The sequence below is a fragment of the Albimonas donghaensis genome (assembly GCF_900106695.1).
Lineage (GTDB): Bacteria > Pseudomonadota > Alphaproteobacteria > Rhodobacterales > Rhodobacteraceae > Albimonas > Albimonas donghaensis.
The window spans coordinates 58,607-81,871 of sequence record NZ_FNMZ01000005.1; the positions used below are offsets into that span (position 1 = coordinate 58,607).

Consider the following 23,265-nt stretch of genomic DNA (forward strand, 5'->3'; position numbering starts at 1 on the left):
GAGGGAACCCCCATGGCCGAAGCCGCCTATATCTACGACGCCATCCGAACGCCCCGGTCGAAGGGCAAGGCGGACGGCGCGCTGAACGAGGTCAAGCCGATCGACCTCGTGACCACCCTGCTGACCGAGATGCAGAGCCGCCACGACTTCGACACCGCCCGTGTCGACGACGTGATGCTGGGCTGCGTGTCCCCGGTGCTGGAGCAGGGCAATGTGCTGCCCAAGATCGCGCTGCAGAAGGCCGGCTGGGACGAAACCGTGCCCGGCGCCCAGGTCAACCGCTTCTGCGCCTCCGGGCTGGACACGTTCAACACCGCCGCCGCCAAGGTCGCGAGCGGATGGGAGGACCTGGTCTGCGCCGGCGGGTATGAGAGCATGTCCCGCGTGCCCATGGGCGCGACCGGCGGCCCGATGGCCGAGGATCCGGAGACCAACATCGTCACCGGCTTCGTGCCCCAGGGCATCGGCGCCGATTTGATCGCCACCATCGAGGGCTTTTCCCGCGACGACGTCGACGCCTTCGCCGTGCGGTCCCAGAAGGCCGCCGCCCATGCGCGGGACTCGGGCTGGTTCGACCGCTCGGTGGTGCCGGTGAAGGACATGAACGGGTTCACGATCCTGGAGCGGGACGACTTCATCCGCCCGGGCGCGGACATGCAGTCCATGGGCTCGCTCAAGCCCTCCTTCGCCGCGCATGGGGCGATGGGCTATGATGCCATCGCGCTTGCGAAATACCCGCAGGTCGAGAAGATCCACCACGTCCACACGCCGGGCAATTCGTCGGGCATCGTCGACGGCGCCTCGCTGGTCATGGTCGGCAACGCGCAGGTCGGCAAGGACCTGGGCCTGACGCCGCGGGGCCGGGTGCTGGCCATCGCCCTGACCGCCTGCGAGCCGACGATCATGCTTACCGGGCCCGGGCCGGCCTCGAAGAAGGCGCTGGCCAAGGCGGGGCTGACGCTCGACGACATCGACCTGGTGGAGATCAACGAGGCCTTCGCCTCCGTCGCCCTGCGCCTGCAGCGCGATCTCGACGTGCCGGATGAGAAGCTCAACGTGGTCGGCGGCGCCATCGCCATGGGCCACCCGCTGGGCGCGACCGGGGGCTGCCTCGTCTCCACCATGCTCGACGAGCTGGAGCGGCGGAACCTGAAGCGCGCCCTGATCTGCATGTGCGTCGGCGGCGGCATGGGCATCGCGTCCATCATCGAGAGGGTCTGAGCCATGGGTTTCGACTGGGACAAGGATGCGAGCGGCATCGTCACCATCACCATGGACATGGACGGCCAGTCGGCCAACACCATGTCCGAGCAGTACAACCGCCTGATGACCGAGACGGTCGCCCGGCTGGAGGCTGAAGAGGGCATGACCGGCGTGGTCATCGCCTCGGCCAAGAAGACCTTCTTCGCGGGCGGCGACCTGAACGGCCTGCTGGCGCAGGAGGTGGCGGATCTCGAATACTTCACCGGCCTGGAGGACAAGAAAGACCTCCTGCGGCGCATCGAGAAACTGCCCGTGCCGGTGGTGGCCTGCATCAACGGCGCGGCGCTCGGCGGCGGCTACGAGATCTGCCTCGCGGCCAATCACCGGGTGATCCTCGACAGCCCCGGCGCCATCACCGGCCTGCCGGAAGTCACGCTGGGCCTGCTGCCCGGCGCCGGCGGCGTGGTGCGCCTGACGGCGTTGCTCGGGCTCGAAAAAGCCCTGCCCCTGCTGATGGAGGGCAAGCCCCAGTCGCCGAAAAAGGCGCTGGCGCTCGGCATGGTCGACGAGATGGTGGCGACGCGCGAAGACCTGATCCCCGCCGCCAAGGCCTGGATCAAGGCCAACCCCGACGCGGCGCAGCAGCCCTGGGACAAGAAGGGGTTCGTGCATCCCGGCGGCGATGCGAACCACCCCAGGGTCCGCCAGATCATCGCCACCGCGCCGACCCTGCTGATCAAGAAGACCCGCGGCCTGATGCCGGCGCCGGAACGCATTCTGGACGTCGCCGTCAACTCCATGCGCATGCGCTTCGACGGCGCCCTGCGCAACGAAAGCCGGCAGTTCTGCACCCTGGTCCCCTCGAAGGAGGCCAAGGCCCAGATCACCACCATGTTCTTCGGCATGCAGGCGATCCGCGGCTCGAAATTCCGCCCCGCCGGCGATCCGTGGAAGGCCAACTGCTCGGCCGTGCTGGGCGCGGGCATGATGGGGGCCGGCATCGCCTGGGCCCATGCCGCGCGCGGCCTGCCGGTGGTCCTGAAGGACACCGCCATGGAAGGCGCGCTGAAGGGCAAGGCCTATTCGGAGGCGCTGGTCGCCAGGCAGGTCAAGCAGGGCCGGATGGACGAGGCCAAGGGCGCCTCCCTGCTCGGGCTCATCAAGCCCGCCGACACCGATGACTTCGAGGGCGCCGACATCATCGTCGAAGCCGTCTTCGAGGACATCGCCCTGAAGGAGAAGGTGATCCCCGAGACCTTCGCCAGGCTGTCGGAGACGGGGATCTACGGGTCCAACACCTCGACCCTGCCGATCTCCATCCTGGCGGAGTCCTGCCCGGACCCGTCCCGCTTCATCGGCATCCACTTCTTCTCGCCGGTCGACAAGATGCAGGTGGTGGAGCTGATCCTGGGCGAGAAGACCTCCCAGGACACGCTGCGCAAGGCCTATGACTACGTGAAGCAGATCGGCAAGCTGCCCATCGTGGTCAATGACAGCCGCGGCTTCTTCACCTCGCGCGTGTTCGGCACCTATCTCAACGAGGGGATGGAGCTGATCCGCGACGGCATGAACCCGGTGATGATCGAGCGCGCCGCCTGGAAGATCGGCATGCCCGTCGGCCCGCTTCAGGTGCAGGACGAGGTCTCCATGGTCCTGGCCGAGCGGGTGCGCGAGACCCACAAGGCGCTCGACGCCCGGCTGGGGATCGAGGACGGCTTCCCGGTGAAGAACGAGGGCTCGGCCGCCATCGCCCCGAAGATGGTCGCGATGGGCCGCGGCGGGCGCCATTACGGCGGCGGCTTCTACGACTACGCCCCCGACGGGTCGCGCAGCCTGTGGCCCGGCCTCGGCCAGTTCGCCGAGCGCAACCGCGAGATCTCGATGGAGGAGGCGCAGGACCGGATGCTCTACCGCCAGGCCATCGAGACCCTGCGCTGCCTCGACGAGGGCGTGCTGCGCTCGGAGCCCGAGGCCAATATCGGCTCGATCATGGCCATCGGCTTCCCCGCCCATACCGGCGGCGCCATCCAGTTCATCCGCGGCGTGGGGCTCGACGCCTTCGCGGCGCGGGCGGCGGAGCTGGCGGAGCTGTGCGGGCCGCGTTTCGCGGTCTCGGCCTCGGCGCTCGACAAGCTGCGCGCCGCGGCCTCCGCCAGGGCGGCCTGAACCGACCGCGCGAATTTAACGGCGCCCGGCGTCCGCGCCGGGTGTCAACGCATGCGCGGCCTGCGCGCAGCAACGACACTCGTCCCCGGGAGGACCCAGAATGATCGCTCGCAGCCTGTACGAGCCGGACCACGAGATGTTCCGCGACTCGGTGAGGAAATGGATCGCCGCCGAAGTCACCCCCAACGTGGAGCGGTGGCGCGAGGACGGCATGGTCGACCGCCGGGTCTGGGAATCCGCTGGCGAGCAGGGCTTCCTGTGCATGTATGCCGACGAGAAGCACGGCGGCGTCGCGCTGGACGATTTCCGCTATGACATGATCCTGATCGAGGAGCTGGGGCCGACCGGCTCCGGGCTCGCCGTGTCGCTGCACAACCGCGTCGTGGGTCCCTATATCCACAAGTTCGGCACGCCCGAGCAGCGCGACCGCTACATGCCCGGCTGCGTGTCGGGCAAGACCATCCTCGCCATCGCCATGACCGAGCCCGGCGCGGGCTCCGACGTCGCGGGCATCCAGACCCGGGCCGAGGACAAGGGCGATCACTGGCTGATCAACGGCTCCAAGACCTATATCTCCAACGGTCAGCTGGCCGACCTGGTGGTGGTCGCGGCCAAGACCGACCCCAGCCGCTCCCACGCCGTCGGCCTGTTCCTGGTGGAACGCGGGACGCCGGGGTTCGAGCGGGGCCGCAACCTCAAGAAAATGGGCCAGCCGGCGCAGGACACCTCGGAGCTGTTCTTCCACGACGTGAAGATCCCCAAGGAGAACGTGCTGGGCGCGCCCGACGGCGGCTTCAAGGTGATGATGGGCAACCTGGCCGAGGAGCGGATCGTGAACTCGGTCGGCAACCTGACCATGGCCGAGCGCGCCTTCCAGGTGACGCTGGACTTCATCAAGGACCGCCGCGCCTTCGGCCGTCCGATCGGCACCTTCCAGAATTCGCGCTTCGTGATGGCCGACATCCGCGCCCGGCTCGACGCCGCCTGGGCGCTGCTCGATCATTGCGCGAAGGCCCATATCAAGGGCGAGCTGTCGAGCGAGCTGGCCGCCTCGATCAAGCTGGTCTCCTCCGAGCTGGTCTGCGAGGTCGCGGACAGCGGCGTGCAGCTGCATGGCGGCGCCGGCTACATGGACGAATACGAGATCTCGCGGATCTACCGCGACACCCGCATCGCCCGGATCTACGCCGGGTCCTCGGAAATCATGAAGGAGATCATCGGCCGCGGCCTTGGTCTCGACGACAGGAAGCGCAACTGATGGCCGGACCGCTCGAAGGACTGAAACTGATCGAAATGGCCGGCATCGGCCCCTGCCCGCTGGCCGGGCAGCTGATGGCGGACCTGGGCGCGGAGGTGATCGTCATCGACCGCGCCTCCGGCGGCGAACGCCCGAACGACGTGGCCAACCGCGGCAAGCGGTCGGTGGCGCTGAACCTCAAGACCCCGGGCGGGGTCGAGGCGGCGCTGAAGCTGATCGAGGGCGCCGACGCGCTGATCGAGGGCTTCCGCCCCGGCGTGATGGAAAAGCTGGGCCTGGGCCCGGAGACCTGCCACGCCCGCAATCCCGGTCTCGTCTACGGACGCATGACCGGCTGGGGCCAGGAAGGGCCGTGGAGCCAGATGGCCGGCCATGACCTCAACTACCTGTCGCTGACCGGCGCGCTGGGCATGATGGGCCGCAAGGACCAGCCGCCCACGCCGCCGCTCAACCTCGTGGCCGACTACGGCGGCGGCACCATGTTCCTGATCTTCGGCGTGCTCTCGGCGCTGTGGGAGCGGGGCCGCTCGGGCAAGGGCCAGGTGATCGACAGCGCCATGATCGACGGCGTGTCGGCGATGACCGGCATCTTCCGCAACCTGATGAACGCCGGCGCCTGGGTGGAGGAACGCGAGTCCAACATGCTCGACGGCGGCGCTTCGTATTATCGCTGCTACGAGACGTCGGACGGCGAATACGTCTCCGTCGGCTGCCTGGAGCCCCAGTTCTTCGCCATCATGGTGGAGAAATGCGGCTTCCCGGAGGATCACCGCAAGGATCAGACCTCCAAGGCGACCTGGGCGGCGCGGGCGGAGGAATACGCGAAGGTCTTCAAGTCGAAGACGCGGGACCAGTGGATGGAGATCTTCGAGGGCACGGATGCCTGCATCGCGCCGGTGCTGACGCCGTCGGAGGCCGAGGCCCATCCCCACAACGTCGCCCGCGGGGCCTATCTGGACATCGCCGGCAAGGCGCAGCCGGCCCCCGCCCCGCGCTTCGACCGCACGCCCTGGACGGCGCCCGCGCCGGCCACCCCGATGGGCGCCGACACCGACGCGGCGCTGGCCGAGGCCGGGCTGTCGGCGGCCGAGATCGCGTCGCTGCGCGAGGCCGGCGCGCTGAACTGATCCGCCCGCGCCGCCGCTCGCCCTGCTCGGCGGGCGGCGGCGCGGAGCGGTGCGACGGGGCCGGGCGTTCGCCGCGCCCGACCCGTTTTCCCGCGGCCCCGCTTTCCCTGCCGGGGTCACGGCCTGTCGGCCGCGCGCGCGCCGTTCCCGGTTCGCGCGCGGCCGACAGGCCCGGCGCGCCGTGCGGCCCGGACCCTCCATCCCGGCCGCACGGCGCCTTCGCCGGACCGATCCCCCCAGAGGATCGTCCGAGTCGCCCCGCTATAGTAGCCATTTAAAACTTTTACGCCATACCCGCCGGACGCCTTGCGCGCCCCCGCCGCACCCGCCGCGCCGGCCGCACAGGATGCGGGGCGCGCACGCGGCGATTGGCTCAGACGGGGCGGCTCAGAAGGGGCGGTAGCGGAACCCGAAGGCGTCGCCCTCGGCGGTCACCCAGCCGACGGTGGGGGGCGGGAAATGCGCGGGAAGCACCAGGCGCCCGGTCTCGGCCAGGCTCTCGAACAGGGCCCGGCGGGTCGTCGCCGCCTGCGCGGGATCGTCGTCCGAGAAGAACCGCCATTCGGGGAACCGGCATTGCAGGGGCGAATGGAAAGCGTCGCCGGTCAGCACCGCCTCCTCCCCGTTCGAGCGCAGGCGCACCGACACATGGCCCGGCGTGTGGCCCGGCGTCGGCTCCAGCCAGACCTCGTCGTCCAGCGCGAAATCCGTGTCCACCAGCCGCGCCTGCCCGGCCTCGATGACCGGCGAGACGCTCTCCGCCCAGGTGGCGGGGCGGGCGGCCTTCACATAGGTCTCGTCGACCGAAGTCATCAGGTAGGTGGCGTTCGGGAAGGTCGGAACCCAGCGCCCGTCGAGCAGCTGCGTGTTCCAGCCCACATGGTCGCCGTGCAGATGGGTGCAGAGCACGTAGTCCACGCTCTCGGGCGCCACCCCCGCCGCCGCCATCCGCGCCAGCCAGGAGCGGTTGGTGCGCATGTGCCAGCCGGGGATCGAGGGATAGGTCTTGTCGCAGCCCACGCAGGTGTCGACCACAATGGTGCGCTTCGCGGTCTTCAGCACATAGGTCTGGATGGCGAGGATGATCATGCCGGTCTCGGGGTCGATCAGCCCGCCCAGGTCGTCGCCCATTTCGGCGATGGCGCGGGTCGCGGCCTCGGCGTCCTCGGGCCAGGTGTCCTCGGGCGCGCGGAAGGGGGCGAGGATCTCGATGACGCGGATCACCTCCACGTTTCCGACGCGGAACACCGGCGGCAGCAGCGGATCGGCGGTCATGTTCGGGCTCCCCTTCGCGTGAGGGGGCGGCGCGGACGCCGCCCCGATTTTCGCGTCGCGGCTCGCGCCGCGCGCTTCGCCCGACGGCTCAGCCCCGGATGAAGTTGGGGATCTCGCGCGCGGAGGTGGCGCGCACGCCCTCCTTGAAGTCGGCGGTCTTGCGCAGGCGCACCTGCTCGGCCAGCTCGTGATCCGTCGCGGCCTTCACCGCCTCGGCCAGGCCCTGGCGCAGCGTGGCGCGGGTGGATTCGGTGCCCAGCGGCGAGTTGATGGCGATTTCCCGCGCCAGGTCCCAGGCGGCCTGGCGGACCTCTCCGGCCGGGGCCAGCACGTCGGCCAGACCCATCTTCACGGCCTCTTCGCCGTTGAAGCGGCGCGAGGTCATGAAGATCAGCTTGGCGTTCTGCATCCCCACGATCAGCGGCAGGGTGTGGGTCAGGCCGAAGCCCGGGTGGAAGCCCAGACGGGTGAAGTTGGCCGCGAAGCGCGCCTCGGGGGAGGCGACGCGGAAGTCGGCGGAGATCGCCAGCCCCAGCCCGCCGCCGATGGCCGCGCCGTGCACGCAGGCCACCGTCGGCTTCTTGCAGTGGAAGATGCGCGTCGCCTCGACGTAGAGGCTCTGCACGCCCTCGTCGTCGACCTTCGACTTGCCGGCGTTGTCGTCCTCCATCTGCGCGTCGGTGCGGTTCGAGAAGTCGGCGCCGGCGCAGAACGCCTTGCCGTCGGCGCACAGCATGATGGAGCGCACGTCGTCCCGCTCATCCAGCGCCTCGTAGACGTCGGCGATCTCGCGGATCAGCTCGAAGTCGAAGAAGTTCAGCGGCGGGCGGCGGATCTCGACGGTGGCGACATAGTCCTTGATGTCGACGCCGAGCTCGGAGGCGGAAAAGTCCTTGGGCATGGGGTGTCCTCCCTTCGGGGTTCTTGTCAGCCGGCGCGGCGCAGGACGAGCGCATCGAGGACCGAAACCCCCTGCCCCATCTCATGCGCCACCACCGGATTGAGATCGATGTCTTCTATACGCGCGGCATTGTCGGACACAAACCGGCAAAGCGCCAGCATCAGCGTGACCAGCGCCGGAACGTCGGCCTTGGCCTGCCCCCGCGCGCCGTCGAGCAGCGGCCAGGTCTTGAGCCCCTGCAACAGGCGCAGGGCCGCGGCCTCGTCGTCCAGCAGGGGCGAGAGCGCGACGTCGTCCAGCACCTCGGCGTAGATCCCCCCGGCGCCGACCAGCAGCATGGGCCCGAATAGCGGATCGCGGGTGATCCCCAGCAGCATCTGGGCGCCGGCGGGGGCCATGGGTTCGACCAGCACGCCCTCGATCGCCGCGTCGGGGGCGCGGGATTTCACGCGGGCCAGCATCGCGTCGAATTCGGCGGCGGCGGCCTCGGGGCCCACGCCCAGCGCCACGCCGCCGGCCTCGGTCTTGTGGGGGATGTCGGGCGACTGGATCTTCAGCGCCGCGGGCCGGCCCAGGGCCGCGGCCAGCGTCGCGGCCTCCCCGGCCGAGGTCGCGAGCCCCCCGGGCGCGCCGCCCACGCCGGAGCCGTGCAGCCAGGCCTTGGCCTCGCGCTCGGTCATCGTCTCGATCTCGCCCGGCGCGGGGGGCGCGTCAGCGGGAAGCGGCGGGCGGAAGCGTTCCTTCGCCTCGGCATAGGCGCACATGGCGGCCATGGCGCGGGTGGAATGGCGCAGGTTGGTCGACAGCGCCCAGCCGGATTTCGCGAACAGCGCGTAGGTCTCGCGGCTGGGGCGGGTGTAGGACCAGTAGCAGATCGGCTTCTCCAGCCCGAGCCCGACCCTGGGGAAATTCTCCCCCTCCTTCAGGAAGGCGGCGGCGTTGATGGCGCTGGTCACGCCGACGATGCCGTGGACCCGCTCCGACAGGGCGGTCAGGCGGGTGAGCTCGGAATTGCCGATCAGGCCGATGGCCTGCGCCGTGCCGTCCACCGGATTGATCGAGGACCCGTAGGGCGGCAGGAACTTGTCGATCCGCGCGCGGGCCTCGGGCTCCAGCTCCGGCACTTCCAGCCCCGCCGCGGCGCAGCCGTCCGCGGTCCAGCCCCCGGCCCCGCCGGAGGAGGTCGGAATGCCGATCCCCCGCCCTTTGGGAAGCCGGTGGCGGTTGACCATGAAGGCGGCGGCGACGTCGATCAGCTCCTCATGGCTTTCCACCAGGGTCACGCCATAGGCGTCGAACATCGCCTTGTTGGCCCGCCACGATCCCGCCAGCGCCCCGGTATGCGAGGCCGCCGAGCGTTCGGCCGCGGCCGACATGCCGACCTTGGCCACCACCAGCGGCTTGCCCGCCCGCAAGGCCCGCTCGGCCACTTCGCGGAAGCGGGCGGCGTCGCGGATGCCTTCGAGGAACATGACGAAGACCTGCGTTCCGCCCTCGTCCAGCAGGTGATCCACCACGTCGAAGGCCGAGACCCCGGCCTCGTTGCCCGTGGTCACCACGAAGCGGTAGGGCAGTTCCTTCAGCCGTCCGGTGTCGTAGAGCGAAAAGCCCAGCGCCCCGGACTGCGCGACGACCGAGATCCGCCCCCCGTCCTCGCACCATTCCGGGATCAGCGGATCGGTGGCGAGCCGCACGGCGGGCGAGAAGGTGCAGCACAGCGCGCGGGCGAAATTGGCGTAGCCCTGCGCGTTCGGGCCGAGAACCGCGAGCCCGTGGCGGGCGATGATCTCGACCACGCGGGCCTGGAGGGCGGCGCCCTCCTCCCCCTGCTCCTCGGCGAAACCGGAGGTGATGATGATCGCGGCCCGCACGCCGACCTGGGCGCAGGATTCCAGCATGTCGGGCACGGCCCGGGCGGGGATCACGATGATCGCCAGCTCCGGCGCGGCCCCCATCGCCTGCGCGGCGGCCTCCACCGTCGGGTAGGCCTTGAGGCCCTGCACCTCCTCCAGCTTGGGATGCACCGGGCAGACCGGCACGTCGACGCCATGCTTGAGCAGGCTTTCCAGCGTCATGCCGGGGATCTTGGTCGTGTCGTTGGAGGCGCCGATCACCGCGATGGATTTCGGGTCGAACAGGGCCCGGAGATCGGGTTTCGGCGCGGGGGTCATCTGGTTCATGTCTACCGGGTGCATGGGTCACGTCAGGCGCCCGGCCGGCCCCGAGGGCCGCCGGGCGTGTAGGGTCAGCGCAGGCCGAGGCCGCGGGCGATGATGCCGCGCAGGATCTCGGTGGTGCCGCCCTGGATGGTCAGCTTGGGGGCCACGAGCGTGGCGTAGTCGAGCACGTCCTCGAAGCTCGGCGCATTGGCGCCCAGCGGCGCGGAGCCGTCATGGAAGGCGGCGATGTCGCGCGCGCGGCCGGGCAGCGCCTGCTCCCACACCGTGCCGAGATCCTTGACGATCGAGGCCTCCAGCACCGGCTCCTTGCCCTGCTCCAGCATCCCGGCCACGGAGACCGACATGCGCCGCATGGTGTGAAGCTGCGCCACCAGCCGCCCGAGGCTCTCGGCCGTGCGGGGGTCGGGGTTCTCGCCCAGCACCTTCATCATCGCGGTGAGCACGAAATAGGTGTCGAGGAACCGCTCGGGTCCCGACCGCTCATAGGCCAGTTCCGCCGTGGCCTGCTTCCAGGCGTCGTCGACTTCGCCCAGCACCATGGTCTCGGGCACGAACATGTCGGTGAAATGCACCTCGTTGAACTCGGAGCCGCCGGCCATGTTCCGGATCGGGCTGCACTTGATGCCGGGGGTCTTCATGTCCACCAGGAACTGGGTCAGCCCGTGGCGGCGGTTCTCCCTGGTCGGCGCGGAGGTGCGGAACAGCGCGATCATGTAGTCGGCGCGATGGGCGTTCGAGGTCCAGATCTTGGTGCCGTTCACCCTGAAGCCGCCCTCGACCCGCTCCGCCTTGGTGGCGGCCGCGAAGAGGTCGGAACCCGAGCCCGGCTCGGACATGCCGATGCAGAAACAGGCGTCGCCGGCGATGATTTTCGGGAGGACCTCTTCCTTCACCTCCTCGCGGGCGTAGCGGATGATCACCGGGCCGGACTGGCGGTCGGCGACGAAATGGCAGCCGACCGGGGCGCAGGCGGCGGTGAATTCCTCGGACACCACGTAGCGGTCGAGAAAGCTGCGCTCCTGCCCGCCGTATTTCTTCGGCCAGGTCAGGCCGATCCAGCCCTTCTCGGCGACGCGATGCGAGAATCCCCGGTCGAAGCCGCGGGCCTTGTAGGCGCGGGCGGGGTCGAAGGTTCCGGCGGCGGCTTCCTCGCGCAGGAATTCGCGGACCTCCTCGCGCAGGGCGCGGGTGCGGGGGGGAAGGCGTTCGGGGTCGAAGCGGATGGCGGTCTGCATGGCTCGGTCTCCTTCCCTCAGCGGCGGGTCAGCGCGGGCCAGAGCGCGTCGGCGCCCCGGGCGGCCATGGCGTTCCCGAGGTTCAGCGCCCAGCGCGCCTCGCCCCCGAAATCGTCGCGCCAGCCGAACAGGGTGCGGGTGAAGCGCTGGAGGACGTATTCGTTGGTGAAGCCGATGGCGCCATGGGCCTGATGCGCGATGGCGGCGCCCTCGTTGGCGGCTTCGCCGGCGCGGATCTTGGCGGCGGCGCATTCCAGGAACAGGTCCTCGGGCGTGATGTCGGCGTCGCCCTCGGTCCAGCGCGCCAGCGTGTCGGCGGAGGAGGACGCGGCGGTCAGGGCGGCGGCGACTTCGCCGGCCAGCCGCGCGAGGTTCTGCTGCACGGCCTGGAACTTGCCGATGGGCTTGCCGAAAGCCACGCGCTCCTGGACATAGCGGGTGCAGAGATCGAGCGCGGTCTCCAGCCCCCCGGCCATCTGCTGAACCCGGATCACGGCGCCGAGCCGCCGGAAGTCCTCCGCGCCGAAATCCGCCGGGGCGGGGGCGAGGGCGGCGGGGACGGCCCCGTCGAAATGCAGGTCGGCGCGGGCGGCGCCGAGATCGGCGTCGCGCGCCGTGGCGGCGGCCTCGCCCAGCGGGATCAGGGCGACATGGGCGACGCCGGACGCATCCTCGACCATGGCCGCCAGATGCGCGGCCTCGGCGGCGAAGGGCACGGCGCGGGCGCGGCCGGTGATCTTGCCGTCCGCCAGGCGCAGCACGTCGCCGTCGCGGATCGGACCGACGGTCATCGCGCCTTCGGGCAGCGCGATGCCGGCGCGGGCCAGGGTCAGGGCGGCCAGCAGGGTCTCGGCGATGGGCGCGGGGGCGGCGTACTGGCCGGAAATGCGGAGGACGTCGAAGCCGTCCGCCATCTCGGCGCCGGCGCCGCCGGCCGCCTCGGGGACCCAGGCCAGGGTCAGGCCGGCCGCTTCCAGCGCGGACCACAGCCCGGCCTTCCAGGCGTCGTCCGTGGCGGAGGTCAGGGTCTGCGGGTCGGCCAGATCGGCGAAGATCCGGCGGGTGGTTTCCACAACGATGCTGTCGTCGGACACGGGGCTTCGGTCTCCTCCCAGGCGGTCCCGCCTTTGCGGCGGTTGTCAGGCGACCTTACGGAGGGGCGAGGCTCCACGCCAGATGACGGAAGCGACCGGGCGCGAAAATCGCGGATGCGATGGCGCGGGGGGCCGGGACAGGCGTCCGAGAAGCGCCCCACCCGGGCGCGAAGAGACCCGGGCCAGAGGCGCCGCGCGTCGGGCGCGCCGGTGGCGAGCGTGCGCCCGCGGCGCGACCGAGCCGAGGCGCACGCGGCCGGGGGCCGCCCTTGATCCGTGGAAGGGAAGGGACGGCCCCGGAAGCCCGGCCCCGTCCCGTCCAGCCTCCCCCCCCGGTCAGTCGTTCAGCGCGCCCATGCCGGAGACGCGCAGGGTGGCGAGCCGCCCCGCGCCGCCTCGCCGGGAGGAGGGCGCGGGGCCGGGCCAGCCCGCCGCGGCCTCGTCCGCCGCGGCGAGCGACCGGGCGAGGCCCCGGGCGCCGCCCGGCGCGCGCATCCCCGCGGCCAGCGCCGCCGCCAGCCGCTGCGCCGCCTGCGGCGCCGCCACCGAGGCGCCCGAGACCGGGAACCGCGCCGCCGACCCGAAGCCCGCCCCGATCACGCCCGCCCGGATCACTGAGCGGTCGGAGGGCGCCAGCAGATCCGGCCCCTCCCGGCCCTGCGTCCTCACCGGCCCGCCCGCGGAATACCAGGACGGCGCCCCGGTCGCGGCCGCGCAGGCGCCCGCCACCACCACATGCCGCCCGGTCGCGAAAGCGTTCAGCGTCGCGTCCAGCCGCACCGTCGCATCCCCCTGCGCAGGATCGGCGAGACGCCGGTCCTCCAGCCAGACCTCCTGCTCCGCCGCCGAGGGGAACGGGAAATAGGGCTGCCGGCCCGAGGGCGGGAAGCCGGACAGGCTGTCGTCGCGCTGGGCGCGGAGCAGGACCTCGACCACCTCCCCCGCCGCCAGCCCCGGCGCGCTCAGCTCCAGCCTCCAGGCCCCCGCCGGCGCGCAGCTCCGCGCCTCGGGCGGGAACAAGGGCCGCGCGGGGCGCATCGCCTCCGAGGGGCGGACCGACAGCGTCAGCGCCCGTCCGCCTCCGTCGCCGCGCGGCTCGACCGAGGCGAGCTCGGCCGTCACCGAACCGCCCCCCCGAAGCCACAGCCTCTGCGCGCGCCCGAGGCGCAGCGGCGGGCTTTGCGGCCCCCCCGGCGGCGTCACCCGCAGGGTCAGATCCGCCGCCTCCAGCGCCTCCGAGCCCCAGATCTGCAGGAAGCTCGGCGTGCGGTCGTCGGGCTGGATGCGCCAGGTCAGCGAGGCCGCGGGCGCCTCCGCCGACAGCGCCGCGCGCGCCACCGCCTGATCCAGGCGCCCGTTGCCCGAGGGCAGGACGATGGCGACCCGGCCGTCCTCCGCCTCCAGGATCGCGTCGAGCGCGCGTTCCAGCGTCGATTCCCCGTCCATGGCCCCCGCGAAAACCCCGTAGGAAATGCAGATCACCAGCTTCACGTCCCGGCGCCCCGCCGCCCGGCGCGCCGCCGCCAGCGCATAGCGGACCCCGGCGATCAGCAGCGGCTTGACCTCCGCCCCCGTGGTGTCCTGCACGCTGGAACGCGGCAGGCGCACCGCGATCAGCGGGCGTTTGTCGGGGTCCGCCCCCGGCTCCAGCTCCGCGGCGAGGTCGAGCACGACGGTCCCGTGCGAGACCGCGCCCGGAAGCCCCCCCGCCCGATGCGGGAAGAAGGGCGCGAGCGCGGGGTCCGCGTAGAACGCCGCCTCGTCCGTCGCGGCCGGGGCGAGGGCGGACGAGGCGAGGGCGGACGGGGCGAGCGCGCCCGAGGGCCCGCCAGCACGGGCCAGCGCCGCGTCGATATCCGCGCCGCGCAGCTCCCGCCCGAAGGGCAGCGCCGAGAGCGGGCCCTCATGGTCCGCCTCCTGGTCCCAATACGCCGCGATGCGCGAGCCGCCGCCGGGCTTGCGGAAACTGGCATGCGCCAGCGCGAAACCGTCGTCGATCACCGCCACGAACACCGCGTCGCCGGGGATGTGGCCGGGGGCGACCGCCGGCGTCAGGTCGGGGCCGGGGGCGTCGTCGTCCTCCGCCTCCGCCGGTCCGTCCGACGCCAGCGCCCGCAGCCGCAGCGGCGGGCCGAGCAGCAGGCGCTTGCCGGCCTCGCGGAACGGCCGGGCCTGGGCGTGATCGCCGGCGAGCCAGAGGAGGAAACGCAGCTCCGCCGTCACCGTGGCGGCGCGGTCGGCCAGCAGTTCCGCCGCATCGCCGGGGAAGAGCCCGCCGGGGGGCCGCCGTCCCTGTTCGCGCGCATAGCCGCGCAAGGCCCGGCGCAGGGCGCGCAGCACCGCGCCGCCCTGCCCCGCATCGGGCGAGACCGAGAACACCACCTGCGCCAGGTCCTTGCCCCCGGCGATCAGCGGGGCGAGCGCCGCGCGCCCGCCGGGCTCGGCCCCCTGCCCCTCCAGGAAATCGCCCAGATAATCGTCGATCCCGCCGGGGCCGAGAAGCCAGCCCGCCGCCGGATCCATGCCGCGGATGCCCGAGAAATCGGGGCCCCCGGCGCTGTCTGTCCACTGCATCACAGGCTCCCGGCTCAGGCCACGTGGGCCCATTCGGCGCAGGCGCGCTCATACAGCGCGCGCAGCACGGTCACGCCTTCGGTCCCCACGGCGGGGCCGCCGGAGACCCCGACCTGCCAGGCGCCCTGCCCGTGATCGGCGTCGACAAGGCCGAAGGTCATCCCCGAGAGGTCCGCGTCCACCTGCGTCCCGATCCGAAAATCCTGCGTCCCGTCGTAGTTGCGCCCGTCGAAGAGCCAGCCGCCGGCCTCGCCCTCCAGCGCCCCGACGCGGGCCAGCACCATGCGCCCCACGGCGATCCCCAGCATCGCCCCGCAGGCGCTGTCGATCGGGTAGTGCACGCCCGCGACGGTCCGGTTGACCGAGATGCGCGAGGCCACCCGCAGAAGCTGCGGGGCCAGCGTGTCGGCGAAATGGGTCGGGCCGGTCCCCCAGCCCGTCCCCGCCCGGATCAGCCCCAGCAGGATCGTGGCGACGGCATGCGCCTCGGTCGCGTGGCCCGAGGGCAGCGAGCCATGGGCCGGGGTCGCGATGAAGGGCTGCACATGCGCCGACAGGGTCGAGGGCCGGCGCACCGCCATCGCCGGCTTCACCCGATGCGCGAGCTGCGCCGCCAGCCGGTGTCCGGCGGAGACGAATTCCCAGGTCCAGGTCCGCGCGCTCTCATGCATGTCGGCGATGACGGCGAAGAAAGGGGCCATGGTCTCGGTCTGGACCAGGGTCTCGTTCATCCGCTCGGAACGCAGGTCGGCATAGGCCTCCACCAGGTCGAGCTGCCGCGCGAAGACCTCCGGCGCCGGGCGCACGAAGCTGGCGATCTCGGCGGGGACCGGGGCGGGGGTCCCGGTGGTCCCGGTCTCGGTCCGCCAGAGGGTGTATTGCGTGGCGCCCCCGGCGCCCGGCGCCGGACGCGAGGTGAAGGCGAGGCCCTGCGACAGCTCGAAATCCGCGATGCGCGCGCGCACCTCCGGGGCCCAGAGCGTCAGGTTGTCGGCGCTGTCCTCGGGGTAGTGGCGAAAGCTCGGCGGCGGCGGCGCATAGGGGCCCGCGATGGCGTCGCGGGTGACCAGCACCGCCGAGGCGGCCGACCCCGAGGCGACCTTGTCCGACGACCCGTGCGAGGTGTGAGACGTGTGCGAGGTATGGGAGGTGTGGGACGTATGCGACGTGTGCGAGGTATGCGACGTGTGCGAGGTCGAACGGGGCATCGAGGGAAATCCTTTAGGCGGCCGGACGCTGCGGGTCCGTGACTGATCCTATCACGCGTTAACCATGATGAAGGTGACGTGACGCACCCTCGCGCGGGCGCGGCGCCGTTTCTTGCGCGCTTCGCATCCTGCGCGCTTGCGGGACGATTCCGTAAGGCCGGGTCCGAAATACGGGCTCCGAAATACGGGGCCCGAAACACGGGGTCCGAACGCGCGGGGGCGCGTCAGGCCGGCAACCCGGCCTGCCCGAGAATGCGCGCGACCTCGCGGCCGATGCGGAACTCCGTGTTGGGGGCGGAGGCGAGATAGCGCGACACCGTGGCCCCCGGCGACAGCTCCAGCAGCCGGGCGATGGAGCGGCGGGCGTCGTCCTCCCGGTCCAGCCGCCATTCCGCCACCGCCTTCACCCGCAGGGTGGAGATGTGCTGGGAATTGGCGCGCAGGGAGGCGTTGGCATAGGCCAGCGCCTGGGCGTCGTCGCCCGCGGTCAGCGCCGCGCCCGCCGCGATCGCCTGGAACAGGTAGCGATGCGGGTCGACGGGCGAGAGCGAGATCGCCTGCCCCGCGTCATGCACCGCCCCGGCCCCGTCATCGGTGAAGCTGCGCTGGGCGCCCGAGAGCAGCCAGGCCATCGGCTCGGACGGATTGGCCTTCTGGGCGGCGTCGTAATAGTCGCGCCCCAGGTCCGGACGCTGGCGCAGCACGGTGTCGGCCAGCCCGCGCATGCACAGCGCCAGCGCGCAGTCCGGGTCGCTGTCCAGCGCCTGGTCGACCAGCGAGAACGCCATGGCCGCGTCCCGCGATTCGTCGGGCGACCAGCCCTGAAGGATCCGCATGATGTGCCACTTGGCCAGCCAGGCCCGCGGGGTCGGCTGGCGGGTGGCGCGCTCGACCAGCGCCGCCAGCGGGCGCTCGGCCTCCTGGAAATGCTCGCGCGAGAGGGAATGCAGCTGCGACACCCCGGCGAGCAGGAGCGTGTAGCTCTGCTGCCCCGGCAGGTAGGGCGCGCGATAGCGGTCAAGCTCGATGCGCAGGGCCGCGGCGACGGCGCGCGAGGCGATCTCGAAGGCCAGCTCCCGCCCGCCGGCCATGACCTCGGCCGTGTCGCCCTCCAGCCGCTCGGACCAGAGCACGTCGCCGAAGGCGGTCTCCGACAACTCGGCGGTGACCACCAGCCGCGCGCCGTCGCGCCGGAACCGGCCGGACAGAAGGTAGTCGGCATGAAGATGGTTGCGCGCGGCGAAGCCCGGATCCTCCCCCGCGAAAGGCGCCGGAGACGCGGAGGGCGAGAGCAGCGCGCCCCCCGCGCCCCCCCCGAAGCCGCCGCCCGGCCCGCTGCGGGCCGCCAACCGGCTGGTGGACAGCCGCGACACGCAGCGCAGATGGGCCGAGCGCGACATCTCCACGATCACCGCGTCGGCCAGCGCCTCTCCGGTCATGCCGGGGCGGCCGCCCTCGTCGGGGCGGAAAGGGGCGACGGCGACCTTGGGCTTCAGCGTCTCGTCGGTCATCAGGGGGGGGAGCGGACTGGGCGGCGCCCCGATGTCGATGGCATGCGCCCGCACCGGATCGGCGACGTTGCGCACGAAACAGGGGCCGCGATCCTCGGCCCGCGCCTCCAGATCCGGCGGCAGGGCCCGGCGCACGTCGTCGGCCATGACGATTTCGCCGGGCCGGGCGAGGTCCGACAGCCGCGCCGCCAGGTTCGCCGCGTGGCCGTAGACGTCATGGCGGGTGCGGCGCAGGGGGCCGGCGGCGACCCCGATGCGCAGGCGCAGGGGCATTCCGGCCTCGCCCTGCATGGCGGCGGCCATCTCCAGCGCGCCGATGGCGAGATCGACGGCCTGCGCCTCGGTCGGGGTGGCGACAAGGAACCCGTCGCCCCGGCTCTTGACGAATTCCGCGTCATGGGCGGGGCCGAGCCGGTCCACCAGCCAATCCATGAAGCCGGTCCAGCGACGCACCGCGTCGTCGGCGTCCGCCTCGAAAAAGCGCATGGATTCCGAGATGTCGGCCGCCACCACCGCGCGGCGACGCAACGGCTCCTCGGTCGAGGACACGGCGGAGGACATGGCGGAGGGCACGGCGGATGGCGCGGCGATCATCGGGGGCCCCTCGGGAAACGTGACGCGAATGCTATGCCGCGACGTTCGGCGCGGCAACCGCCCTGCGGAACCTGGTCCCGCCGAACCGCGGCCTGCGCCGGATCACGCGCCTGACCGTCGGGCGGGTCACTCCCCCAGCAGCGACGCGTATTCCCGTTCCAGCCGCGCGATGGACGGCACCTGGATCGCCGAGCGGGACCAGCTCAGCAGGTTCTTGCCCTTGAGGCGCGCGACCTCGCGGGTCACCGTCTCGCGGTTGGTGAAGACGATCCGCGACAGCTCGGCCTGGGTCACCGGATGGGGCACCTGGGCCGCGTCGGGGCCGGAGCGGTGGCGCTTGGCCATGGCCAGCAGCTCTCCGCAGATGCGCTGCGGGCCGGTGAGGGCGGCGTATTCGGTGAGCTGCCGGGTGACCCGGCGCAGCTTGCCCGACAGAAGCTGGAGCATGGCGAGGCTGAACGCCTGGTCCTCGCGCAGCAGCGCGTGGAACTCGCGTGAGCCCAGCCGGGCCACGGTCAGCGTCTCCAGCGCCACGACATTGGCGGACCGGGGCGCGCCGTCGATGGCCGCGAGCTCTCCGAAACAGTCGCCGCGCGGCACGTCCACGAAGATCAGCTCGCGCCCGTTCGCGGTATAGACCGCGGCCCGTGCGGCCCCGCCCAGGACCAGGAAGAAATCGTCGGAGCTTTCCTCCGACCCGATCACCAGCCCGCCCTTGGCGACGGTCGACACGCGCCATCGCGCCGAAAGCGCGGCCACGCTCGGCTCGGGCAACGCGCCCAGCAATGTGCCCGAGGGGAACCCGAGATCAGGTTCCTTTCCGACCGACGCCATGTTGAACCCCTGCTCCGCCGCCAACGCGGCGTCCGGGGGTGACGATAGCCGCGGGGCGAGGCGCCTGTCGAGACGCTGCGGAATGTGACAAAGCGCACAGCGCCGTCGCAGGTCGGCCCAACCGATTAACAACGCTTAACTTATCTGAACGCCAGATGTGCGCTTCCCCGCAGCCGGTCCCGGCCCGGCGCGCGAGGATGGTCGCCCAACGTCCCCCGCCGGCGCGGCGCCCCCGCCCGCGTCGCGCCCCAACGGGAAAGGCGCTCCATGGCCGGCCAGATCACTCTTCGCATGCATCGCGACGCCGTGACCTTCCGCAAGAGCACGGAGGTCGCGGCCCTGCGCGCCGCGCCCGGCGCCGCCCTGGCGCTGGCCGCGCGGCTGGCGGACGAGGCCGCCGCAGGGCGCCTGCGCCGGCTGGGTCAGCTCGGGCGGTTCGAACTGGTGGCGCCCGTGGCCTCCCCCGCCGCCCCCGCCCCCGCCCCCGCGGAGACGGAGACGGAGACGGATCGTCTCGACACCTGGCTGGACGCGGCCCGCACGGCGCGCGACGTGGCCGCCGGCAGCCATGTGTGGACCACCTCGGACGATGGCGTGCCGTTCCTGCCCACCGGCGAAATCCACCTGGTCTTCGACCCCACGCTTTCCGACGCCGCGATGAACGCGATCATCGCCCGCCATGGCCTTCTGCTGGGGGAATGCCGCGGACGCGGGGCCTTCGTGGCGCAGACCGGCCCGCGCGCGCCCAACCCGATGCGGGTCGCGGCCGCGCTGGCCGCGGAGGCGGGCGTGTTCCTGGCCGAGCCCGACCTCGCCAGCCCCATGGTCCGCCACCGCGCCCCCGGCGGCGCCGAAAGCGCCGCGGGCGATCCCTGGCACCTGGAGAACACCGGCTTTCACAACGGCGCCGGCGTCGGCTTCCGCGCCGGGGCGGATGCCCGCGTGGTCCGCGCCTGGGAGGCGCTGGACCGCGACGGGCGCGGGCGCGGGCGCGACGACATCCGCATCGCGATGATCGACGACGGCTTCGACCTCGCCCATCCCGACATGGCCGGGCGCTGCGTCGCGAGCCATGATTTCACACGGCGCGGCGCGGATGTCTCGCCGGACTGGGGCGACTGGCACGGCGCCGCCTGCGCCGGGCTCGCCCTGGCGGGGGGCGTGTCGGGCCGCACCATCGGGGCGGCGCCGGACGCGCGCCTGGTGGCGCTGCGCTGGGGACGCGACCTGTCGGACCGCGAGGTCGAGGCCTGGTTCGCCCATGCCGGGCGCTGCGAGGCCGCGATCCTCTCCGCCGCCTGGGGGCCGGCGGCGCGGATCTACCCGCTCTCGACCCGCAAGGCCGAGGCGATCCGCCGGCTGGCGCGCGAGGGGCGCGGGGGCCGCGGCTGCGTGGTGGTGGTCTCCGCCGGCGCCCAGGGCTGGGATTTCGACGCGCCCGAGGACGCGCCGGACCGCGCGCTGAACGGCTTCGCCGCGCATCCCGACGTGGTGGCGGTGACCGCGACGACCTCGATGGACACCCTGGCCGAGGGCGCCAATCGCGGCGCCTGCATCTGGCTCGCGGCGCCGGCGGGGGGCGTGGGCGGCTGGGGCGTTCCGACCACCGACGTCTCGGGTTTCGTGACCCTGCCCGACGGCGGCGTGCTGCATCGGGGCGAGGGGCCTGGGGACCGGATGGTCATGCCCGGCGGCCCGTCGGCGGCCTGCGCCCTGACCGCGGGCATCTGCGCGCTGGTGCTGAGCGCCAATCCCACGCTGACCGCGCGCGACGTCCGCGCCCTGCTGGCCGAAACCACCCGCCCCCTGCCCGACCAGCGCGCCCCCGAGGGGATCGCGGAAGGGTCGGCCGGCGCCCGGCGCGATCCGCGCTACGGCCATGGCTGCGTGGACGCCTACGCCGCCGTGCTCGCCGCCAGCCAGATGCCCGGCGCCCGCGCCCTGGCCATCCTGCGCGATGAGACCGGCTGCGACCACATTCCCGCCCCGGCCCCCTGACCCGGCTGGTCGGCGCGGGAACCCGCCCCGGGCGCCCGTCGCGGCGCCCGCGGGCGGGGGCGGCGAAGCGCGCCCCGAACGCTTCGCCGCCGCTTTGGCCTTTTCGGTCCGGACCGGCCCGGCCGGAACGGAGCGCGGCCCGAGCCGCCGCCGCGGGAACGCCCCCCGGCGGCGCCCCGGATCACCCTCCGAGAACGGATTCGAACCCCTCGAAATTCGGATGCCCGAGATAGAGCGGCGCGTTGGAGCCCGCGTTCTTGTGAGAATCCCGGAACTGCTGGGACTTCGTCCAGGCGGTGAAGGCCTCGCGGCTCTCCCAGATGGTGTGGGAGGCGTAGAGGGTGTGGTCCTCCGCCTCCGCCCCGCGCATCAGGTGGAAGGACTTGAAGCCGTCGAGCTCGTGCAGGCGGCTGTCGCGGCCGCGCCAGACGGCCTCGAACTCGGCCTCCTTGCCCTTGACGACCTTGAAGCGGTTCATGGCGACGAACATGGGCGGATCTCCTCGTGTGCGCCGGCGCGGACGCCCGCCCCACGGCCGAGGGTCAGCCGATCAGGCGCAGCGCCTCCTTGCGGGCGAAGGCTTTCATGCGGGGACCGTGGGCGTCGACAAAGGCGCGAACCCGGTCCGGATCGTGCTTGGATAGCGACCGCAACCACCAGGCGACGGCTTTCTGGATGAACCATTCCGGGTCATCCGCATAGCCCTCCGCCCAGCCGAGAATGCGCTCGCGCCTGGCATGGTCCTCGGGCGAAAGATGCCGCCCCTTGGACCAGCCCAAGGTGAACACCAGCGCGGCCCGCTTTGTCCAGAGGTGGGAGGAGGTCGTCCAGGTCTCGACCTCGTCCAGCCGGGCGGGGTCGGCGGCGAGCCGGCGCTTGCCGACATCCGCGACATGGTCGGAGATCGCCCAGCCGTCGCAGTCGGGAACCCAGGACACGACGAGATCCCAGACCGGTCCGTCCCCCTTGATGCGGGCCTGCACCAGCAGCTTGGCGGCGGCGATGCGGGCTTCGAACACGCCCGTCTCCCACAGGCCGGAGGCGAGCGCGACGCGCCCCGGAACCGAAGGGTCGAGCGCGCGCCAGTCCCGCGCCAGCCCGTCGATGACGGGGACGGGGACGCCCAGCACCTCGCGGTCGGTCTTGTGGTAGCGGGCGCTTTCGGCGGCCCGGTCCGGATCGCCGAGCGCGCGCAGCTGCGCCAGCGCCTCGCCGGGATCGGGCGCCCGCCCCCTCGGTTCGGGCGCAAGCTCGCCCGCCGCGCCGGGCCGGATCGGGTCCGAGGGCCGGGCGGGGTCGTCGCCGGGCGCCGCCGCCGCGCCGGGCGCGGAAGCGGCGCCGGAGCTCATGACTTTTTCCGCATCATGATGCGATGCAGCTGCTGCCCGCTCAGACGCTCGCCGTAGAGCACGCCGTCCTCGATCCAGTAGGTGACCATGGCGCCGCCCTTGCGGACGCGGATGCGGCCGTCGGGCGTGATCTCGCCGCGGCGCAGGAAGCCGGTGGCGTCCTGGCGGTAGCCGGGACCGTGGGCGTCGAACATCAGCACCTTGCCGTCGGCGCTGACCTCCATCACCCACAGGTCATGGCAGACCCGCCCGTCCCAGGCGCCGCCGCCCCACTGGCCCAGATAGGCCGCGGCGTTGCCCGGCGCGCCCGGCGCGGGCTTGGCGATGCGGATCGGCTTGTAGGGGTCGACCGTGTAGCAGTCCGCGATCATCAGCGCGTCGCGATCGAAGCTCGCCGAAGCGACCCGCGTGGACCGGTGGCCGGCGACGGCCGACGCCTCGGACTTGGAGGTCGGCGCCGACACCGTCACCTGCCTTGCGGGGGTCTGCATGCCGAACGGGTTCGCAATATCGGGAATCGGCACCTCGATACCGCCCAGGCATGCCGAAAGACCCGACGCGGCGAGCGCCAAAAATGCGCCGCGCATCCACGAATGTCTCATTGTCTCGCTCCAGTCCGCCGGTCACGCCCGCTGCGAATAAAGCGTGGCTCGGCACCTCTGCTCAACCTCATCGGCGACCCGCCCGTTCCAGCCCCGCGTGCCCGGCGCGCCATCCGCCGGTCCGCGGCGCATGGGTCTCGCGCCGTCGCCCCCCTC

At 72.3% G+C, this 23,265-nt stretch carries 17 protein-coding genes; 5 read left to right on the top strand and 12 right to left on the bottom strand.

Features of this window, described 5'->3' with window-relative positions; genetic code table 11:
* Window positions 1-12: 12 nt before the first annotated feature.
* From BLV24_RS14480 to BLV24_RS14495, 4 genes are all read left to right on the top strand, one after another.
* A complete protein-coding gene (locus BLV24_RS14480) occupies window positions 13-1,221 on the top strand; it encodes an acetyl-CoA C-acetyltransferase (RefSeq protein ID WP_092683019.1) in 1,209 nt (402 codons plus the stop codon).
* A gap of 3 nt (window positions 1,222-1,224) precedes the next feature.
* Window positions 1,225-3,369 carry a 3-hydroxyacyl-CoA dehydrogenase NAD-binding domain-containing protein gene (locus tag BLV24_RS14485; protein WP_092683021.1) on the top strand — a complete coding sequence of 715 codons (2,145 nt, stop codon included), beginning with the start codon at window positions 1,225-1,227 and terminating at the stop codon, window positions 3,367-3,369.
* A 100-nt stretch (window positions 3,370-3,469) separates the two neighbouring features.
* Entirely contained in the window at window positions 3,470-4,627 is a 1,158-nt protein-coding gene (locus BLV24_RS14490; RefSeq protein ID WP_092683023.1) for an acyl-CoA dehydrogenase family protein, read from the top strand.
* Window positions 4,627-5,754 (top strand): CaiB/BaiF CoA transferase family protein, encoded by a 1,128-nt coding sequence (locus BLV24_RS14495; protein ID WP_176954766.1) that lies wholly within the window; start codon window positions 4,627-4,629, stop codon window positions 5,752-5,754. The genes BLV24_RS14490 and BLV24_RS14495 overlap by 1 nt, the downstream gene beginning before the upstream one ends.
* 387 nt (window positions 5,755-6,141) lie before the next feature.
* Here BLV24_RS14495 and BLV24_RS14500 read toward each other — a convergent pair whose 3' ends face one another.
* From BLV24_RS14500 to BLV24_RS14540, 9 genes are all read right to left on the bottom strand, one after another.
* Entirely contained in the window at window positions 6,142-7,029 is an 888-nt protein-coding gene (locus BLV24_RS14500) for an MBL fold metallo-hydrolase (protein ID WP_092683025.1), read from the bottom strand.
* An 88-nt stretch (window positions 7,030-7,117) separates the two neighbouring features.
* Entirely contained in the window at window positions 7,118-7,930 is an 813-nt protein-coding gene (locus tag BLV24_RS14505) for an enoyl-CoA hydratase/isomerase family protein (protein ID WP_092683027.1), read from the bottom strand.
* Window positions 7,931-7,956: 26 nt separating this feature from the next.
* Window positions 7,957-10,125, bottom strand: coding sequence for an acetate--CoA ligase family protein (locus BLV24_RS14510; RefSeq protein WP_092683030.1), 2,169 nt, complete (start codon window positions 10,123-10,125; stop codon window positions 7,957-7,959).
* Between the two features lie 50 nt (window positions 10,126-10,175).
* On the bottom strand, window positions 10,176-11,345 hold the full coding sequence (locus BLV24_RS14515; RefSeq protein WP_092683032.1) for an acyl-CoA dehydrogenase family protein: 1,170 nt from the start codon (window positions 11,343-11,345) through the stop codon (window positions 10,176-10,178).
* A gap of 17 nt (window positions 11,346-11,362) precedes the next feature.
* Window positions 11,363-12,439 carry an acyl-CoA dehydrogenase family protein gene (locus BLV24_RS14520; protein WP_092683034.1) on the bottom strand — a complete coding sequence of 359 codons (1,077 nt, stop codon included), beginning with the start codon at window positions 12,437-12,439 and terminating at the stop codon, window positions 11,363-11,365.
* A 336-nt stretch (window positions 12,440-12,775) separates the two neighbouring features.
* The gene (locus tag BLV24_RS14525; protein WP_092683036.1) at window positions 12,776-15,013 is read right to left on the bottom strand and encodes a S8/S53 family peptidase; all 2,238 of its coding nucleotides are present in this window, start codon (window positions 15,011-15,013) and stop codon (window positions 12,776-12,778) included.
* A gap of 14 nt (window positions 15,014-15,027) precedes the next feature.
* Complete coding sequence (locus BLV24_RS14530) at window positions 15,028-16,221, bottom strand: phosphatase PAP2 family protein (protein ID WP_092683038.1); 1,194 nt, start codon at window positions 16,219-16,221, stop codon at window positions 15,028-15,030.
* Window positions 16,222-16,445: 224 nt separating this feature from the next.
* Window positions 16,446-18,326, bottom strand: a complete 1,881-nt coding sequence (locus tag BLV24_RS14535) for an adenylate/guanylate cyclase domain-containing protein (RefSeq protein WP_092683040.1) — start codon at window positions 18,324-18,326, stop codon at window positions 16,446-16,448.
* A 126-nt stretch (window positions 18,327-18,452) separates the two neighbouring features.
* Window positions 18,453-19,160 carry a Crp/Fnr family transcriptional regulator gene (locus tag BLV24_RS14540; RefSeq protein ID WP_143040322.1) on the bottom strand — a complete coding sequence of 236 codons (708 nt, stop codon included), beginning with the start codon at window positions 19,158-19,160 and terminating at the stop codon, window positions 18,453-18,455.
* Window positions 19,161-19,427: 267 nt separating this feature from the next.
* Here BLV24_RS14540 and BLV24_RS14545 point away from each other — a divergent pair, with 267 nt between their 5' ends.
* On the top strand, window positions 19,428-21,158 hold the full coding sequence (locus BLV24_RS14545; protein WP_092683043.1) for a S8 family serine peptidase: 1,731 nt from the start codon (window positions 19,428-19,430) through the stop codon (window positions 21,156-21,158).
* A gap of 181 nt (window positions 21,159-21,339) precedes the next feature.
* On the opposite strand, the gene hmuQ is transcribed toward BLV24_RS14545, so the two are convergent.
* From hmuQ to BLV24_RS14560, 3 genes are read right to left on the bottom strand one after another with little or no spacing between them, the layout of a single operon-like run.
* On the bottom strand, window positions 21,340-21,648 hold the full coding sequence (gene hmuQ, locus BLV24_RS14550; RefSeq protein ID WP_092683045.1) for a heme-degrading protein HmuQ: 309 nt from the start codon (window positions 21,646-21,648) through the stop codon (window positions 21,340-21,342).
* Window positions 21,649-21,700: 52 nt separating this feature from the next.
* Window positions 21,701-22,507, bottom strand: a complete 807-nt coding sequence (locus tag BLV24_RS14555) for a DNA alkylation repair protein (RefSeq protein ID WP_092683047.1) — start codon at window positions 22,505-22,507, stop codon at window positions 21,701-21,703.
* Window positions 22,504-22,998, bottom strand: coding sequence for a hypothetical protein (locus tag BLV24_RS14560; RefSeq protein WP_143040323.1), 495 nt, complete (start codon window positions 22,996-22,998; stop codon window positions 22,504-22,506). The genes BLV24_RS14555 and BLV24_RS14560 overlap by 4 nt, the downstream gene beginning before the upstream one ends.
* Window positions 22,999-23,265: the final 267 nt, after the last annotated feature.

Coding starts and splice junctions, on each gene's coding strand:
- BLV24_RS14480 (WP_092683019.1), top strand. CDS start 13: ATGGCCGAAGCCGCCTATATCTACGACGCCATCCGAACGCCCCGGTCG.
- BLV24_RS14485 (WP_092683021.1), top strand. CDS start 1,225: ATGGGTTTCGACTGGGACAAGGATGCGAGCGGCATCGTCACCATCACC.
- BLV24_RS14490 (WP_092683023.1), top strand. CDS start 3,470: ATGATCGCTCGCAGCCTGTACGAGCCGGACCACGAGATGTTCCGCGAC.
- BLV24_RS14495 (WP_176954766.1), top strand. CDS start 4,627: ATGGCCGGACCGCTCGAAGGACTGAAACTGATCGAAATGGCCGGCATC.
- BLV24_RS14500 (WP_092683025.1), bottom strand. CDS start 7,029: ATGACCGCCGATCCGCTGCTGCCGCCGGTGTTCCGCGTCGGAAACGTG.
- BLV24_RS14505 (WP_092683027.1), bottom strand. CDS start 7,930: ATGCCCAAGGACTTTTCCGCCTCCGAGCTCGGCGTCGACATCAAGGAC.
- BLV24_RS14510 (WP_092683030.1), bottom strand. CDS start 10,125: ATGCACCCGGTAGACATGAACCAGATGACCCCCGCGCCGAAACCCGAT.
- BLV24_RS14515 (WP_092683032.1), bottom strand. CDS start 11,345: ATGCAGACCGCCATCCGCTTCGACCCCGAACGCCTTCCCCCCCGCACC.
- BLV24_RS14525 (WP_092683036.1), bottom strand. CDS start 15,013: ATGCAGTGGACAGACAGCGCCGGGGGCCCCGATTTCTCGGGCATCCGC.
- BLV24_RS14530 (WP_092683038.1), bottom strand. CDS start 16,221: ATGCCCCGTTCGACCTCGCACACGTCGCATACCTCGCACACGTCGCAT.
- BLV24_RS14535 (WP_092683040.1), bottom strand. CDS start 18,326: ATGATCGCCGCGCCATCCGCCGTGCCCTCCGCCATGTCCTCCGCCGTG.
- BLV24_RS14540 (WP_143040322.1), bottom strand. CDS start 19,160: ATGGCGTCGGTCGGAAAGGAACCTGATCTCGGGTTCCCCTCGGGCACA.
- BLV24_RS14545 (WP_092683043.1), top strand. CDS start 19,428: ATGGCCGGCCAGATCACTCTTCGCATGCATCGCGACGCCGTGACCTTC.
- hmuQ (WP_092683045.1), bottom strand. CDS start 21,648: ATGTTCGTCGCCATGAACCGCTTCAAGGTCGTCAAGGGCAAGGAGGCC.
- BLV24_RS14555 (WP_092683047.1), bottom strand. CDS start 22,507: ATGAGCTCCGGCGCCGCTTCCGCGCCCGGCGCGGCGGCGGCGCCCGGC.
- BLV24_RS14560 (WP_143040323.1), bottom strand. CDS start 22,998: ATGCAGACCCCCGCAAGGCAGGTGACGGTGTCGGCGCCGACCTCCAAG.